This is a genomic window from Chryseobacterium vrystaatense (assembly GCF_000737765.1).
Classification (GTDB): Bacteria; Bacteroidota; Bacteroidia; order Flavobacteriales; family Weeksellaceae; genus Chryseobacterium; species Chryseobacterium vrystaatense.
Genome location: NZ_JPRI01000003.1, coordinates 577,143 through 593,993 on the forward strand (window position 1 = coordinate 577,143; position 16,851 = coordinate 593,993).

A 16,851-nucleotide genomic window follows, 5' to 3' on the forward strand; every position below is an offset into this window, starting at 1 on the left:
AGGAATATAGAGGCAGATGTTCCTAAATATTAAAAATTCGGTCATAAAAATAATATAACCGGGTCTACTAAAAATTATAACAATGAAAAAACTAACTTTAATTGCTTTTGCAGCATTATCTCTTACTGCTTGTCAAAATGATAACCTTGCAGATTCTTCTACTCCTTTTGAAATGAAACCTGCTTCTGCTGAGTACCTTACAGCTTCTTCTCTTCCTGTAACTACGGTAAGCGGTGATATTACTTCAAGCACTACATGGAGTGGTGTTGTAGAACTTGACGGTATTGTAACTGTGAAGAATGGTGCTACATTAACTATTCAGCCGGGAACTTTCATTAAGGCAAAACCAAACACATCCAATACCGCTACAGGAGTTTTAGTAATTTCTAAGACAGGTAAAATCAATGCTACCGGTACAGAATCTCAGCCGATTATTTTTACAAGTTATAAACTGTTAGATGGAGACGAAAACACAACGGCTGCTCCCGGAGATTTCGGTGGGGTGATTATCTTAGGTGATGCACCTGCCAATACACCTGATACTAAAACGATTGAAGGTTTAACAGGTTCAGATTTTTATTATGGAGGGACCAATGCATCTCACAACGGAGGGACATTGAAATATGTTCGTATTGAATTTGCTGGATTCGATCTTTTAGCGCCTAACTCAGGAAATGAGATCAACGGTCTTACTTTAGGAGGTGTTGGAAACGGGACTACTTTAGATCATATCCAGGTTTCTTACGGTAAAGATGATTCTTTCGAATTCTTCGGAGGTACAGTGAACGCTTCTAACCTTGTTTCTTTTGCTGCAGATGATGATAATTTTGACTTTGACAACGGATACACAGGAACCATTACCAACGCACTTGCTTTAGCAGATACCAACTCTACACACAGTTTAAGTGGTGGTGTTTCTGATACTAACGGTATTGAGCTGGATAATAACGCAACTGGTACTGCTACACCATTGATCACTAATCCGGTAATCAACAATCTGACAATTGTAGGATCTCGTACTAATGTGTTATATACTACACCAACACCTTCAGGATCTTATTATGAAAACGGTATTCACATCAGAAGAAACGGAAAATTAACGTTGAACAACGCCGTAGTAACAGGATATCCTGTTGGAATCAAAGTAGAAGGGACAGGTTCTGAACTTACTTCAGCTTCTAACTTAGGCTCAATCCAGGTACACGGATTTACAACTTCTGTTACAGGTGCAGGTACATCAGGAATTCCTGCTGCCAACCTATTGACAGGAACTACCGCTTCATCTTGGGGTATGAGCCAGCCGTTCTTCAACGAAGGACCATGGAACGTATCGCCTAGAAACAGCGGAAACTTCCAGGGAGCTTGGACTAAATATGACTTCTCTATTGTAGAATAAAATAGTAAATGCAGGGGAAGCTTCCCATGTCTTTCCCTGCTTTTATTTTTTTTTAAATCTCTAATAATCTGTATTATGAAAAAACTATTTTTATTATCTATTGTATTGGTATCTCAGGCTGCAGCAGCGCAGATTCAGGTATGGAGCAATTCTTTTGATACACCCGCTGATCTTCAGGGATGGACTACTCATGACCTTAACAACAACGGAAACGGATGGGTACAGGGACAAAATATTTATTTAAACGGTACCGCCCTTACCTATGGTACTTCAGGAACGCTTCGCTATTCGACAAGTTTGGTTCCTTCAGGTACAGTTCCAGGCCTTGCTACTGAAAACGATTGGATCATTTCTCCGCAGATCAATCTGGAAGGAGCATCCGGAACCATCAATCTTGCAGCATATATCGGAAGACAGAGAACAACGCACCTTAATTTTGGACGTGATGTATATATCTATGTAAGTACTCCTCAGAAACCCGTTCCTACATTGGCAGATTTTCAGGCAATGACCGTAGACGGAAGTGGAAATGATATTCCAAGTCCATACAGAATTATCGCCGGAACACTCAGCAACCCTTTTCCAACTGATCTTACTCAGTTTAAAGAAAACGTTTTAGATATTTCTGCTTTTGCCGGTAAAAAGATCTACATCGCTTTATGGTCTAACAGAAAAACGACAGGAAACAATCTGCAGAATATTAACATCGATGAAATGGCGATTTATGCGTCATCATTTTTAGGAACAAAGGAGGTAAAGAAGAAAGAAAATCTAACTAAAATAAAGGAAAACCCGGTAAAAGAATTCCTTCAGCTTCAACTGAATCCAGGTTTTAATGAAAATAAAACTGAGGTCAACATTTACAATGCAGCCGGGCAGAAAGTACTTTCTGTTCCTTACAGCAGATCCGTAAATGTACAATCATTACTGGCAGGATTATATATCGCTGAGGTCTCTGACGGAAAAACAACAGAAAGACTGAAGTTTATCAAAAAATAATCATACAGTCTTGATGTAACAGCCTACAGATTATTCTGCAGGAATTGACCATGAAAACTTTAATCGGTCAGAAATAATTTGAAGCTTCCCCGCAGAGAATTTTTTGATCATCAACATATCCAACTTAGTTTTTTTATAATTATTCTATTGTCCCGTTTACCAAGGGCGGGACAATATTTCTAAGTTCGATTTTTATAATTTAAAATAATATAAATGAATAAGTTCATTGCACTTTTATTGTTCACTCTATTTATTTCCTGTTCAGACAGCACCGTGATGCAGCCGTTTGATAAATCACAGAAACCTGCCCAGGTTAATATCAAAGGATATTCGAAGCCGGATGTTATCCAGCTGAGACTGAACGGAATTCCTGTATCCATCGATGGGAATACCTCTTACACCAATAAAATAGAAACCAAAATCAATTTTGTTCTGGATGAAGGTGAAACAGACAGACTTGGAATCTACAATAATGAAACCGGGACAGAGGTGGCCCATTATAATATCACCTATGACAACGTCAATGAATACAAAACCCTGAATTTCTTCAACCTTCCGGGAATCTTTCTTAAGACTTCTGCTGTTAAACCACAGGTCAATCTTGGGAAAGTAGGATTTGAATTCATATTCCCGAATCTTGGAGAGTATTCCGGTACCTCCCTTAAAGAGGTTAAAGGAATTCTGAAGAGAGAAAATGGAGTGGTACTGGCTGAATTTGACAATATCGGAAAGGACAATTTTACAGCGGTTAAAATATATAGTTATTTCAGCAATACAGCGCCGGTCTATCTGGAACTTTATAAGCCCGGAACTACTACTACTACGCCTTATACCGGATCTGAGATCATTAAAGTAAAAATAAAACAGGACATGGGAGCCAATCTGATCGTTCTTCAGGAAAAAATGGAAAATGGGCTTCCTGTGGTAAAAGGAGAAATTGATGTAGCAGATTATCTGTAATAAGTTAGTTTCTATGAAGAAATATTTTAATTTTCAGCTACTGTTGCTGTTGGTCGTTTCACTCTTTATCTTATCATGCAGTAATGATGATGAGGGAGGTCCTGGTTTTCCTGACGGAAGCACGGAATCTGTCAACCTTTGGGTACAGGACAGCATGAGACGGTACTATTACTGGGCAGATCAGATGCCTGCCAAACCGGATTATCATCTTCCGGTGAAAGACTTTTTTAAAAGTTTACTGGCTTCCCAGGATCGTTTTTCATTCGCTGTAGATACAATGGATCCTTCATCGTATCCACGTTCTGTGCGGAATATGTATGGTTTTGATTATGCGGTTATCCAATTGCCCGACGGAAGCGTCGTAACCACCATAAAACTGGTCATGAAAAGCTCTCCGGCATTTAATTCAGGACTGCAGAGGGGCATGATCATCACAAAGATCAACGGCAAAACCATTACAGCTGCAAATGCGGAGGAGCTGACTTCCTCCATTAAAGATCAGACTGTTATAGAACTCACGGTAGGAGAGTGGAAAAATGGTTCTGTTGAGAATGAAAAAAATATTAAAGTCTATTACGGGTACTCTTTAGATCAGCCTTTAGACTCTAAAATATTTGAACAAAATGGCAAAAAGACAGGCTATCTCTATATCTATGATTTTCCGGATGGAATGACACCGACCCTGAATCAGAAATTTTCACAATTCAAAGCGGCGGGAATACAGGAGCTTATTCTGGATCTCAGGTACAATTATGGAGGCTCTGTTTCCTCAGCAGCAGCCCTCTGTTCACTCATTCCGTCAGGAATTACCTCTTCTTCACCATTCATTATTTATAAAGGAAACAAAAACGGAGGTGAAGTAAAAAGGACATTTGCCGAGCAAATTGCTTATGATCCTCATGCTCTGGATTTTAACAACCTTCGCGCCAACGCTTTGGGTCTGAATAAAGTGTATATCCTTACCTCAAACAGTACGGCATCTGCCTCGGAGATTGTTATCAATAATCTTAAGCCTTATATGCAGGTAGTTCAGGTAGGAGAGGTGACATTGGGTAAAGATATGGCAGGATTTCTGGTCGAAGATAAAAGAAAGCCTAAAAAGATTTCCTGGCAGCTTCATCCGGTGATTTATAAAGTTTTTAATGCCAATGGGGAAGGGGCTTACAGTAAAGGGATTGATCCCCAGATTACCGCCAACGAATTTGCCAAACTTCCTTTGCTGCCATTGGGAGATTCCGAAGAGTCTTTGATTTCATCAGCCCTGAACAGTATTTCTTTAAAGTCAGCTGGTAAACATGCTTTGGACGAAAGAGTTAAGGTTTTGTTTCAGAGTGATACGCCTTCAGCAGCCATTGGAAAATGACCGTCTTTTTTAATTTTAACACCAAAATCAACAGCCATGCAGGGAATAGAACCTAAATTTCACAGCAGCCTTACAGACCGTATGGAATATTACCGTGGTCTGCTGAAAAAAGCTGCTGGTGATCCTGATATTCAGCCTTCTGATATGATTTCGAAAGTCTCGGAATTAAGTAAATTATACGAGGATTATCTGGCCAATAAGAAACAGCTGGAAAGGAGCATAAAAAATTACAGACAGTATCATAATGATCTGCGTAAGCAACTCACCTTACGGGTGCGGGAATTAAGAAGGAAAGTGAGGCAGAGGTAACTGTGTTTTCAAATCTGAATGCGTTGGGCAATTAGTGCAAAATTCATACATTTATAAAGTTTAAGTTGACAGACGACGTTGTATGAATTTTGATTGGTCTTATTTTTCCGGTTTTGTAAAAATATTCTGGCAGTTCTCCTGGCCGCAGTGGATGATATTCAGCCTATTGTCTAATCTTCTTTTATGTATATTTTCAATAGGTCTGTACCAGTTTATAGAAACAACATGTCGCAAAAAACAGCTTCAGAAACAAAATCACCCCATTACCGCATCTGATTTTTACCTCACTCTTCTTACGGTGTTCTGCAACAGTGGAGTCATGCTGTTGGGAGCATACTTATGGAAAAACAATTGGATTATTTTGGATCAAAACTTTTCGGTGCTTTCAGTTGCTTTGGAAACTATTACTTTGATCCTTCTGATGGATCTTTTCATGTACTTTTTTCATTATGCTGCCCACTTTCCTTTGGTGTACAAAATGCTGCATGGAAAACATCATGAGCATGTAAGCACCAATTTTCTGAGTCTTTTTGTACTACACCCCTTTGAAACCATCGGTTTTGGTGTAATGATCTTAGGCTTATTGATGGCCTATGATTTTTCTATGGTATCCATTGGTCTTTATCTTCTGATCAATCTTATTTGGGGAACGATAGGACATCTGAACAGGGAGTTCTTCCCTGCATCTTTTGATCGTCTTTTTGTGGGAACGACCAGATTTCATAACCAGCACCATTTGGATGAAAGCAAAAACTTTGGCTTTTATACTTCGATCTGGGACAGGATTTTTGGGACCTATCGACCTTAAAAAATAAAAAAGTAACCATTTCTATTTCTATTCCGGACACTTTAAATTTCAATCTACATTCCGCTATTTGCTCTTATTTTGATATGGCGTTAAGAACATGTCATTTTTATATTGAAAAACAGTTTTAAAATATTTTTTATGCGACATGTTCTGTCGCTGTGCCGGAATATCTTTGTGCCAGAAGTTTAACATCATATAAAAAACACCATCATGTGATAAATTTCTCATTAAATCTCATTTGGGAGACTTGCATGGTGTTAAAAAAATGTTAAATTTGCCCGGCTGAATATAAAAACTAATATTAACCTAAAAACGCAAATAGATGAAGAGATTCTATTTTGGTGCACTTTCTTTATGCACGATCCTTTCCCTGTCGGGGCAGGAGATATTATGGGAAAAATCTATCAAATCCTCTACTCAGGATTTTCTGAGTCAGGTGACCACTACCATTGATCAGCAATATCTTATTTCCGGAAGCAGTATTCAAAGCAATAAGCTTCAAACGGACAGTAAGCAGAATAGCGGCTACGATTTCCATTTAATCAAACTCAATCAACAGGGCGAACAGATGTGGGAAAAATACTTTTCAGGAAATAACCATGATTATCTGTCCGCTTCGGTGACTACTCAGGCGGGAGGGGCGCTTATCGCAGGAACTTCCTACTCATCGAAAGGTCTGGATAAAAAAGACGATTCCAAAGGAGGTTCAGACATCTGGCTGATCAGGATCAATGAATTTGGTGATGAGCTTTGGCAGAAAACACTCGGGACCTCTGCAGATGAAGAAGCAAGAGCTGTTATTCAGACGACAGATCTTGGATTTTTCGTCGCAGGAAATGTACAGAACTCAGCCAAAGGTTTTGGTTCAAAGGATATTCTGGTGGTGAAACTCGACAAAGACGGTAAGGTCTTATCTGAAATAATGTTAGGTGGAAAAGGTTTGGATGATGTGGAAAAGATGATTCCAACAAGGGATGGTGGTGCCTTGTTAGGGGCGTATTCCAGAAGCAATATCGGAGGCTCAAAGAAGATCGAAAACTTTGGAGAAGGAGATTATTATATCATCAAGCTTAATAAGGAAGGAAAGGTTGAATGGGAAAAGAACTATGGAGGAAAAGGCGATGATCACCTCAGAACACTGGCATTAACATCTTCCGGATTTTTGATTGGCGGAGAATCCAGATCCGAAAGATCTGGCAATAAATCCGTTGGTATCGAAGAAGGAACCGATTTATGGGTGATCTCTTTGAACGAGAGAGGTGAAGAAATCTGGCAGAAATCTTACAGTTTTGGAAACCGTGATATTCTGATGGGAATGAGCGTGATTAATCAGAGCCAAGATTCAGGAGCCAGGAACCAGGACCTCACCAAAGGAATCTTACTTGGTGGCTACACTCAGGCAGAAGGAAGAATTGAAGCCAATGATGAAAGTTTTTGGATGCTGTATCTGGATCAGGACGGAAAAGAGCAATGGAGAAAACACGTGAAAGGAGAATCTAAAAAACGGGAAGAAAGACTTTCAGATATTAAACTCAACAGAGACGGCTCCATTATTCTGGCAGGGACCAGCGCCGATGAACTGGGAAAAGAGAACTGGAAAATCATAAAATTAGGCGACAAACAAATTGATCAGTTGATTGTAAAGCAAGACATCAAAATCTATCCGAATCCTGTATCAGATTATGCTTACATAGAAATAGGCTATGATTTCAAAGAAGCTGATATTTTGGTGTATGATATGGGCGGAAGACAGCTTCAGAGCTTGAAAACTAAGAATAAAGTGACAAAAATTAATACTCAGAATTTAATTCAGGGCGCTTATCTGGTGACCATAAAAACGGATACAAATAAAACAGCGAATGCTAAACTGATCAAAAAATAAAAAACACTAATAAAAATGAAGAAAATTGCCATCTGTGCAGGTCTTATACTTGCCAATACTTTTGCTGCACAAGAACTAAGTAATTTAATGCGGGGCGGTCAAAATGACGACGAACTGTCCCCCAATGTAAATCCTCCCTCTCCAGAATCTTATTACAGAACCCAGTATGGAAATTTACAGTTTAATGAATTTAGGGGAAACCCCAATGTAGATATTCCGATTCATACTCTGACCTCCGGTAAACTCAAACATCCAGTATCTTTATTATATACAAAGGCTGGTGTGAAGGTGAACGATACCCCCAATACTGTAGGAATGAACTGGATACTGGAAGCTGGAGGAGTTATTAACAGAACGATATTTGACAAAGCAGATGAGACGGTAAGCAACAGGATTTTGCTGAGTCTTGATGATCTCAGCTACCTTTACAGCCAGCAGGGAGAATTGGCACTGGTGACCTATGCCAGAGAGCTTACCTCCAATTTTGACCACCAGCCCGATATTTTTAATTTTTCATTTCCGGGATATAATGGAAGTTTTTATCTTGACCGAAATTTCCAACCTGTTCTTTTGACCCAGGACAATAATCTGAAAATTGAAACCGTAGGTATCTTTAAACAAACTTACAGCTTTATTATTACGACCAACGACGGAACAAAATATACCTTCGGAGGTACAGGAGCTACAGAGAAAACAAGAGTAAGGGCCAATCTCTTTCTTAATGGGGTAACCAGTTTCTATTTAACCAAAATAGAAGATACGGCAGGAAATAAGATTGAATTTACCTATACACAGGTCAGTCCAAACGTTACTTTGCTTGGTTTAAATGAACGTCAGTCTCTGGATAAAAGATTATTTGATATGGGGCCGGCGGCTGAAGGTCAGCTGATAGCCCCTTCACTAACTCCTTACAGTCAGTCTATCAAAAAAATAGATATCAATGATCCTAAAATTCTGACACAGATTACGGCAGGCAATGAAAAAGTGACTATTAATTATGCGACAGCGCCATCCGAAACTTTTCAGAAAATAGGGAATATTGTTATTGCTTCTCATAATGTTAATATTAAAAAAATTGCATTTGAGTATATCAATAATTCGGCAATAGACCGCCAGAAAAAACGTTTTTTTCTGGAAAGGGTGAAAGAATTTACGCTGAAAAACGGACAGGAAAATTTTGTACAGGAATACAGACTTGAATATGATAATCCTTTAAACCTTCCCGACAGACTGTCATTCAGCATGGACTATTTGGGATACAGCAATGGTAAAAGTAACCTGCAAACAATGCTTCCCAATTTGAATTTATTTGGAAGCCAGTACAGTGTTTTTAACCAGGTTTCTGGCTATTATGCAGACCGGACACCGGATTTTAATTTTACAAAAAATGGAACGCTGACTTCCATTACCTATCCTACCAAAGGCAAAACTGTTTTTGAATATGAACCCACATACGCAAGAAAAACAAACCCCGTACAGGGCGAAAAACAAATAGTTATAGGAAATGCCGAGGCTATGTGGGCGGACAATTCCTTAATTGATTATGGTCTTGTAAGTTCACGTCTTCCTTTATCTGCAGAATCTGCAGGCAGTCTGCAGTCTTCAGAGGTAGAAGGAAGTGATGTTCAGATAGAATTGAAACTGCATTCAAACGAAACCGGTACCTATGCGGATAAAGGACGTGCCCAATTTGAAATTATAGATGGCGTTACCGGGCAGGTTATACTTACCAAAATCATATTTCTTTCTAAAACCGCGCAGTATATTGGTTCGTCCAATGATTTTAGCTTAGAGCCCAACAAAACCTATCTTTTTAAGTATGGCATCGTCAACAATATCTGTCGTCAATGCAGCGGAACTGTTGTGGTAAAGTATCCAAAAAGAAATGAATGGGCGCTTGTAGAGAATGGAAATATCAGGCTTAGAAAGCAATATGATATGTCTGAAAACGGACCCGTGAACTATAAGAGAATTTACTATACCGACTTTCAAAGTATCAATAACACCAATAGTCTTAGCTTCCAGTACATCCCCGAATTCAGATCTAACAGGTTTGACCAGAAGCCCTATGTTCCTTACTATGATCCTATTTCCGGACTTCCTCCGGCAGGTATCAGCCACGTCGGCAGTATTTCAGAAACTATACTTAACTCAGAGCTGCAGATATCGATGGTCCAGAGATCAATCTCGTCAATGTCCGGCACGAACGGAGAGCTTACTGAATATTTAGACAATATTTATGACCCAGTCTATCCTGTGGTCAATATCAGCTATGGAGGAGATGAATTTGAGAAGGGTGGTGAAGAAAAAAGATTTACAACAAGTAATATCCACAACAGCTATAGCTTCAGACCTCCAACGGACGATGGCATGTTCAGCAGTTGGGGCAGTGCATTAAGTGAAGTTTCCGTATCAGCACAAAATACATTGTTCTGGAATATCCCTTTGGGCAATCTCAGCGGGAAGCTTATTTCAAGCAAAGTATTCGGAAACAAAAACGGACAGCTGTATTTAAAAACAGCTACACAGAATGATTACCGTTCTGATCAGGTGGGGCTTATATCAAGTGTGGCAGGAATGACCCTGTTCCCACTGGTGTTTATTCCTACCGGATCAAATAGCAACACCTACATCAATAATATGTATATCACCGGGTATATGCTTCCTTCCTATTCTGTTTATCTGGACAAAAGTGTCTCAAAAGAATACCTGGAAGATGTTCCTCTCAGTACACAGGACGACGCCAGTTATAAAAAGATAACGACCATCACCAATTATCTTTATAATAATCCGGACAAACAACTTTCCAGAGCCACCACCGTATTTGCAGATTCTGTTATTCGGGAAACGGCTTATGCCTACGCCGGTGATAAAGGAAACCAAAAACTGGTTAATGCCAATATCATAGGAATTCCTTTAGAAACTGAGGTTAAAGAAAATAGTAAAACGATCAGCAAATCGGAGATCAAATATGAGAATACAACCGATTTATTTCCAAGTTCTGCTGTATCCTACGATTTGCAAAGCAGTGCTCCCTCTACCCAAGTCACATATGACTTGTATGACTCTAAAGGAAATCTGCAGCAATACACTGCGAAGAATGGAATTTCAACCGCGATCATCTGGGGCTACAATCAAACCCAGCCCATTGCCAAGATTGAAGGAGCAAAGCTTTCGGACATTCCACAGACTCTCATAGACAGTATTGTGAATACATCTATCACCGACGCGCAAACAGGCACTGATACTTCTGAACAGGCACTGATCGATGAATTAGATCTGTTCAGAAATAACACAAGATTATCAGGCTATCAGATTAGCACCTATAGCTATGATCCATTAGTTGGTGTGAAAAGCATCACCCCTCCCCAAGGAATCAGAGAAGTTTATATTTATGATACAGCCAATAGGCTGAAAGAAGTCAGAGAAAACAATCAGACAGGCAAAATACTGAAAGAATACAAGTACAATTATAAAAACTAACAGACGATGAAAAAACTTATTATTCCTATTGGTATTCTGATGATGGGAGTCATGCATGCCCAGCAGATATCTCCGAGTACCACAGAAAATTTCGTGTATTCCAAAACCTATCTTGATTATAATGCCTCGGGCCAGCCTACAAAAACAGCTGAAACGGTTCAGTATTTTGATGGATTAGGAAGGCCAAAGCAAATCGTTAATGTAAAAGCTTCACCTCTCGGAAAAGATGTGGTCACCCATATTGAATATGATGCATTCGGAAGACAGGCCAAAGACTTTCTTCCCGTTCCTCAGGCGGGAACGCTGAACGGGGCTATTGTCCCTTCTTCATTGGCCAATGCTACTCAGCCCGATATTTATGGTTCAGAAAAGATTTTTTCAGAGAAAGTGTTTGAAAACTCTCCATTAGACAGAATTTTTGCCCAAAAACAGGTGGGGAATGCCTGGAGCGATAAACCCATAACCTTTAGTTATGATACCAATAAGGTCAATGAAGTCTATCAATACAAAACTTCCACGACATGGGAAAACGGAGCGACTAAAAGTGGTTTGAGTCTGTCAGCGACCGAAACCTATCCTGCAGGTCAACTATATAAAAATACGGTAAAAGATGAAGACGGAAACCAAACCATTGAGTTCAAAAATGGCAGAGGTCAGGTTATACTGCTGCGAAAAGTAGTGAATGCCTCAGAAAATGCAGATACCTATTATGTATACAATGAATACAATCAGCTTGCTTTTGTTGTTCCGCCATTATTAGCTAAAATCAAAAGCTGGAGCCAGGCAGATCAGGATAATCTGGCCTATGAATACCGCTATGACGGTAGAAACCGCCTGGTAGAAAAGAAACTTCCGGGTAAAGGTTGGGAAACGATGATTTATGATAAACAGGACAGACTGGTAGGGACGCAGGATGCCGAACTTCGGAAAAAAGGACAATGGCTTTATACCAAGTACGATCAGTTTGGAAGAGCTGCGATTACAGGACTCGCAACAGGGAGTACAGGAACAACACCAGGGAGTATAAGAATTGCTGAGCAGACTATTGTGGATGGGTACGATTCCAATAATGTCAACAGGCTCACTACCGCATTTTTTGAAAGACAGGGAATGGATGTGTATTATGGAAATCCGGATACCAGCTATCCCAATTCTTCCAAGTGGATCACTTTACTGTCTCTGAATTATTATGATTCTTATCCCGCTTACAGCTTCAATCCTTCTGTTTCAAATGTTTTGGGAGAAACGGTTCTCACAGGTACCATAACCGACGGAAAAAGCACGAAAGGACTTCCGGTAATGAGCTTTGTAAAGAATATCGAAGATGATAACTGGACGAAGAATTACACCTATTATGATACGAGAGGCCGTGCAGTTGGAACTTACTCTATCAACCATCTGGGAGGATATACCCAAACAGAGTCCAAACTGGATTTTGCAGGCGTTCCGCAGACTGTTATCACAAGACATAAAAGATTGAAAACAGACACTGAAAGAATAATCACGGAAAATTTCACTTATGACCATCAGAACAGACTATTGGTGCATAAACATCAGGTAGACAGTAATCCCGAAGAAATTCTTGCTCAAAACAAGTACAATGAGCTTTCCCAGCTGGAATCTAAGAAAGTAGGAGGAGTATCTTTAGGATCTGCTCTTCAGACTATAGATTACAAATATAATATCAGGGGCTGGATGACTCAGATTAATGATCCTGCAACTTTGGGAAATGATTTGTTTGGCTATAAAATCAAGTACAATCAGGTTGAGGGGCTGGAAACGCCTAATACAGATTACACGGATTTGAAAGTAAAGCCTAAATTCAATGGCAACATTGCTGAAGTGGACTGGAGAACTTCTACGGCTTCCAACGACAATCTCAGAAGATACGGATATGTATATGACAGCTTAAACCGACTCACAGCTGGCTTTTATCAGAAAGACAGTAATCCATCTGCTAAAGAATATTTTGAAAAGATAGACTATGATTTTAATGGTAATATTACGAATCTGAAAAGATCTTCCAGTTTATGGGGAAATACAAGTGCTGCACTTATTAATAATATGGATTATAATTATGAAGGAAACAGGCTTATTTCGGTTAAAGATAATGTACCCAATTTAAAGGGGTATAATGGGGGAGAAATTAAGTATGATGATAATGGGAGCATGACGGAAAATAAAGATAAAGAGCAAGAAATTATCTACAATTTTCTAAATTTACCTTCTACTGTTTCTGTAGGTGGTGGTAGGAGAAGAACTTCTTTAAACTATATCTATAGGGCAGATGGTGTGAAAGTCAGAAAGGATCAGGTTTTACAAGATGGCACTAAAACAACCGATTATCTGGATGGCTTTCAATACGCACCGGACCAGAATGTGTGTGTGCTCTGTCCTCCTCCAATAGCTTCCCTTCAGTTTGTGCCAACCTCAGAAGGCTACTTTGATTTTGCGAAAAATAAGTATATTTACAATTTCACGGATCATTTAGGAAATGTAAGACTAAGCTATATGCAGGGAAGTGCAGGATTGGAAATTATTGAAGAGACCAATTATTACCCGTTCGGACTGGCACATGATGGATATAATGCTGTTGGAGGGAATAATTTGTACCAGTATAAGTACAATGGTAAAGAACGTCAAGAGACGGGTATGTATGATTATGGCGCGAGGATGTATATGCCGGATATTGGGAGATGGGGAGTCGTGGATCCTCTGGCGGAAACTTCAAGAAGATGGAGCCCTTATAATTATGTATTTAATAATCCTATAAGATTTATTGATCCAGATGGAAGACAAGTTATGGATCCGGGAGATAAATTTAAAAATATCAGATCTGCAGCGGTTGATTTTGGAAAACAATATAATGGATTATCTATTAATTATAATGCTGAAGTTAGTACTCTTTTTTATAAAGCGGTGGATACAAATGGAGAAACATATTATAGTTATTCTATCCCAGAAATGGGTTCTCAAGGTATGACAAGTGGAATAACTCCTGACCAAGTTGCCGAAGTATCAAAATTAGGAGAAATAGTTGGTAATGGCCATACGCATGCTGGAGATATGGATCTTATACAGATGGATAGAAAAGATTATAGTTCAGCAAATAAATTTTCAGATAGGGATATTAGTAGCTATAAAAATACTCTAATTGATAGTAATGGTAAGAAGGAAGACAATGGTTTAGGAAAGCCTGTTATAGGATATGTTGCAGGTCCAGATGGAGGTTTGAGGGAATTCATTCCGGGTGTTAGTAATAATTCTGATTCTGCAAAAAAAGATGCTGCTGGAATACCTGTAAAAAATTATGACATTCCTGTGGATAGTAGTTTACCGTCAGATCCTAGTTCAAAGTCTTTAAGATTAAATAATATTGTACCAACAAATATGCCGAATGTATTACCTAAAGGGTTTGATTCTGAGCAACCTAAAAGATATTAAATATGTTAAAAAGGATTTTATTGTCTTTATGCTTTTTACCATTATTGATGGTAGCACAACATAATAAAAATGAAAAGTGTAAAGATAAAAATAGAGGAATAGATCAGCTGCCCTGTACAATTGCATATCGCTATGGTACAGATATAATTCCTGATGAAGATGCTGCAATAAAGTATATAGATATTCTTATAAATAAAAGAGAATTACTGAATCCAGAAAGAGCCAAACCTTACCAGATTAGTTTGATTGCAGATAATAAAATTTGGCACATTATTGTAAAAAATTACAATTGCAGGAATTGTAATATATATATCAATATCAATAAAAATACAGGTGAAGTATTGAATTTTTATAGATCAGAAGATTAAAATCTGATCTTGTGCCTCGCTCCCGCACGATTGCATCTTGTGGTGAAGTAATAATAACAAAACCACTGCTACTTAGCAGTGGTTTTTGTGTTGTGAAATTTTTTCTATTTTGTATATGAAAACAGAACTATCGTACAGCTTTTATCAGTATAAAGATCATTTGGGAAATGTAAGTTTCACCAAAAGCAGCACAGACGCTCCTGAAATTTTAGATACCAACAACTATTATTATTTCGGGTTGAACCATATTGGAGGAAATGGGTTGAACAGTTCCGGTTTTGGAAGCTGGCAGAGCTATAATTACAACGGAAAAGAGCTTCAGGAGACGGGTATGTATGATTATGGAGCTAGAATGTATATGGCGGATATTGGAAGATGGGGGTGAAGACTTTCCCTTTTTGAAGACTTTCTCTTTTTCAAATAGTTAATAAATATAAAATACACTCTAATAGACTAAAACTTCTTTAGCATACAACTAAGGACTCAGTCCATTTTTTCATCGTACAGTCAGCTACAAGTTATCACTAGTTTTAGAATTTCATTTTTAAAAAACCGTTATATTTACCAATATCGTGATCACTTGAGAAATACAAGGGTAAGTTTTGCCAAAAACAGCGCAGGCGTAGTAGAAATCACAGATGCCAATGATTATTATCCTTTTGGAATTGATCCAAAATCTAGGGCTCAAACGCCAACAGCCACTGGTTTAACAGATTCTCCTTTTTTTGTAAGCCTTGGTCATGAATTGGGGCATAAAAAAGATAAAAATATATACACAGAAGGAGGTTGGTTTTAAAAAGAAGATATAATTATTATGACAATGTTAAACATACAAAAAAGAAATAATTACCATTATTTAACCATTTTTTTTATTCTGTTTTGCATGCAATCATGTTATGCGCAAAATGATAAAATTAAAACTTTTTTTGAAGCAGAAAAAAGTAGAAATTATCAAGATTGTATAAAACAGTCAGGTGTAAATGCAATTAAGCAAATAAATGAAAATCAGGAGGTAATAAAGTTAATGACTAATGGTTGTAAATCACGAGGAACTATTTTTGATAATTTTATAGATGGTGCTATGACTTTGCTATCCTCATCCAAAGATAAAGGAGGAGATTTTATTATTTTCAATTGGAAAGTTTATTCTCCTTACATTCCGGCTCCTACTGTTACAATGTTTCAAACAGATAAAGTTAACGTAGTAGAGTTTACATATTACGATGAAGAAAATAATAAATATGACAGTATCTTAAGAAGAAAGATTTATGAGGAAAAAGAAGAAAAATTTAAGAGTGAATTTCTTTATATCAAAACTAACTTAAGTGGAGAGATATTGGAAGAAAATTTATCTCGGTATTCACGTAATGATTACTATATTATTAAAAGGATTGGGGGGAAACTCTTTTTTTATACATTAATTAATGGGAATGTAAAGCAAGTTCAGCAATAAATAACATAGCATCAATTTGAGTGAACAGGAAATGCTTTCTTTGGACAGAATACGTATAAAAATTATAAGTTTCAGGAGCAGGAACTTCAGGAAACAGGTTTCTATAGCTTTAAGTGGCGAAACTATATGCCTGATGTTGGTAGGTTCTTTAATATAGATCCTTTGAGTGAAAAATATGCTTATCAATCACATTATAACTTCTCTGAAAACAGAGTTTGGATATCCTAATTTAGCTTCCAGTTAAAGTTAAGCATAAAACCTTAATTTTAACTTATGAAACGAGAGCGAAAAATCTACGATCCAGCTTTTAAAACCAAAGCCGTTCAATTAAGTAATGAGCGAACTAATATCTCGGAACTCGCACGAGAACTCGGAATTGCAGTCAC

13 protein-coding genes and 1 pseudogene are annotated in these 16,851 nt (G+C 38.1%); all 14 read left to right on the plus strand.

Annotation, left to right across the window (positions count from 1 at the left end; translation table 11 throughout):
- Positions 1 to 82: 82 nt before the first annotated feature.
- Entirely contained in the window at positions 83 to 1,396 is a 1,314-nt protein-coding gene (locus IW16_RS11840) for a hypothetical protein (RefSeq protein ID WP_034744116.1), read from the plus strand.
- A 75-nt stretch (positions 1,397 to 1,471) separates the two neighbouring features.
- The gene (locus tag IW16_RS11845) at positions 1,472 to 2,395 is read left to right on the plus strand and encodes a T9SS-dependent choice-of-anchor J family protein (RefSeq protein ID WP_034744119.1); all 924 of its coding nucleotides are present in this window, start codon (positions 1,472 to 1,474) and stop codon (positions 2,393 to 2,395) included.
- Between the two features lie 213 nt (positions 2,396 to 2,608).
- Entirely contained in the window at positions 2,609 to 3,355 is a 747-nt protein-coding gene (locus IW16_RS11850; RefSeq protein WP_228376929.1) for a hypothetical protein, read from the plus strand.
- Between the two features lie 13 nt (positions 3,356 to 3,368).
- Positions 3,369 to 4,718, plus strand: a complete 1,350-nt coding sequence (locus IW16_RS11855) for a S41 family peptidase (protein ID WP_034744122.1) — start codon at positions 3,369 to 3,371, stop codon at positions 4,716 to 4,718.
- A gap of 36 nt (positions 4,719 to 4,754) precedes the next feature.
- A complete protein-coding gene (locus tag IW16_RS11860; protein WP_034744125.1) occupies positions 4,755 to 5,027 on the plus strand; it encodes a hypothetical protein in 273 nt (90 codons plus the stop codon).
- 82 nt (positions 5,028 to 5,109) lie between these two features.
- Entirely contained in the window at positions 5,110 to 5,835 is a 726-nt protein-coding gene (locus IW16_RS11865) for a sterol desaturase family protein (RefSeq protein WP_084694538.1), read from the plus strand.
- 322 nt (positions 5,836 to 6,157) lie between these two features.
- Positions 6,158 to 7,717: a T9SS type A sorting domain-containing protein gene (locus IW16_RS11870; protein WP_034744128.1), complete on the plus strand. Its 1,560-nt coding sequence runs from the start codon at positions 6,158 to 6,160 to the stop codon at positions 7,715 to 7,717.
- A 15-nt stretch (positions 7,718 to 7,732) separates the two neighbouring features.
- Positions 7,733 to 11,200, plus strand: coding sequence for a hypothetical protein (locus IW16_RS11875; RefSeq protein WP_034744131.1), 3,468 nt, complete (start codon positions 7,733 to 7,735; stop codon positions 11,198 to 11,200).
- A 6-nt stretch (positions 11,201 to 11,206) separates the two neighbouring features.
- Complete coding sequence (locus IW16_RS11880; protein WP_051890146.1) at positions 11,207 to 14,644, plus strand: DUF6443 domain-containing protein; 3,438 nt, start codon at positions 11,207 to 11,209, stop codon at positions 14,642 to 14,644.
- A gap of 2 nt (positions 14,645 to 14,646) precedes the next feature.
- Entirely contained in the window at positions 14,647 to 15,012 is a 366-nt protein-coding gene (locus IW16_RS11885; protein ID WP_131327886.1) for a hypothetical protein, read from the plus strand.
- A 115-nt stretch (positions 15,013 to 15,127) separates the two neighbouring features.
- Positions 15,128 to 15,397, plus strand: coding sequence for an RHS repeat-associated core domain-containing protein (locus tag IW16_RS11890; RefSeq protein WP_034744137.1), 270 nt, complete (start codon positions 15,128 to 15,130; stop codon positions 15,395 to 15,397).
- A 195-nt stretch (positions 15,398 to 15,592) separates the two neighbouring features.
- Entirely contained in the window at positions 15,593 to 15,808 is a 216-nt protein-coding gene (locus IW16_RS11895; protein WP_034744140.1) for a hypothetical protein, read from the plus strand.
- A 24-nt stretch (positions 15,809 to 15,832) separates the two neighbouring features.
- Positions 15,833 to 16,465 (plus strand): hypothetical protein, encoded by a 633-nt coding sequence (locus tag IW16_RS11900; RefSeq protein WP_073174157.1) that lies wholly within the window; start codon positions 15,833 to 15,835, stop codon positions 16,463 to 16,465.
- Positions 16,466 to 16,522: 57 nt separating this feature from the next.
- Positions 16,523 to 16,693, plus strand: a pseudogene (locus IW16_RS26105) (RHS repeat-associated core domain-containing protein); the annotation flags it as partial.
- Between the last annotated feature and the right edge of the window lie 158 nt (positions 16,694 to 16,851).

Excerpts from the sequence above, each read along its gene's own strand:
- IW16_RS11840 (WP_034744116.1), top strand. The coding sequence starts at position 83 with ATGAAAAAACTAACTTTAATTGCTTTTGCAGCATTATCTCTTACTGCT.
- IW16_RS11845 (WP_034744119.1), top strand. The coding sequence starts at position 1,472 with ATGAAAAAACTATTTTTATTATCTATTGTATTGGTATCTCAGGCTGCA.
- IW16_RS11850 (WP_228376929.1), top strand. The coding sequence starts at position 2,609 with ATGAATAAGTTCATTGCACTTTTATTGTTCACTCTATTTATTTCCTGT.
- IW16_RS11855 (WP_034744122.1), top strand. The coding sequence starts at position 3,369 with ATGAAGAAATATTTTAATTTTCAGCTACTGTTGCTGTTGGTCGTTTCA.
- IW16_RS11860 (WP_034744125.1), top strand. The coding sequence starts at position 4,755 with ATGCAGGGAATAGAACCTAAATTTCACAGCAGCCTTACAGACCGTATG.
- IW16_RS11865 (WP_084694538.1), top strand. The coding sequence starts at position 5,110 with ATGAATTTTGATTGGTCTTATTTTTCCGGTTTTGTAAAAATATTCTGG.
- IW16_RS11870 (WP_034744128.1), top strand. The coding sequence starts at position 6,158 with ATGAAGAGATTCTATTTTGGTGCACTTTCTTTATGCACGATCCTTTCC.
- IW16_RS11875 (WP_034744131.1), top strand. The coding sequence starts at position 7,733 with ATGAAGAAAATTGCCATCTGTGCAGGTCTTATACTTGCCAATACTTTT.
- IW16_RS11880 (WP_051890146.1), top strand. The coding sequence starts at position 11,207 with ATGAAAAAACTTATTATTCCTATTGGTATTCTGATGATGGGAGTCATG.
- IW16_RS11885 (WP_131327886.1), top strand. The coding sequence starts at position 14,647 with ATGTTAAAAAGGATTTTATTGTCTTTATGCTTTTTACCATTATTGATG.
- IW16_RS11890 (WP_034744137.1), top strand. The coding sequence starts at position 15,128 with ATGAAAACAGAACTATCGTACAGCTTTTATCAGTATAAAGATCATTTG.
- IW16_RS11900 (WP_073174157.1), top strand. The coding sequence starts at position 15,833 with ATGTTAAACATACAAAAAAGAAATAATTACCATTATTTAACCATTTTT.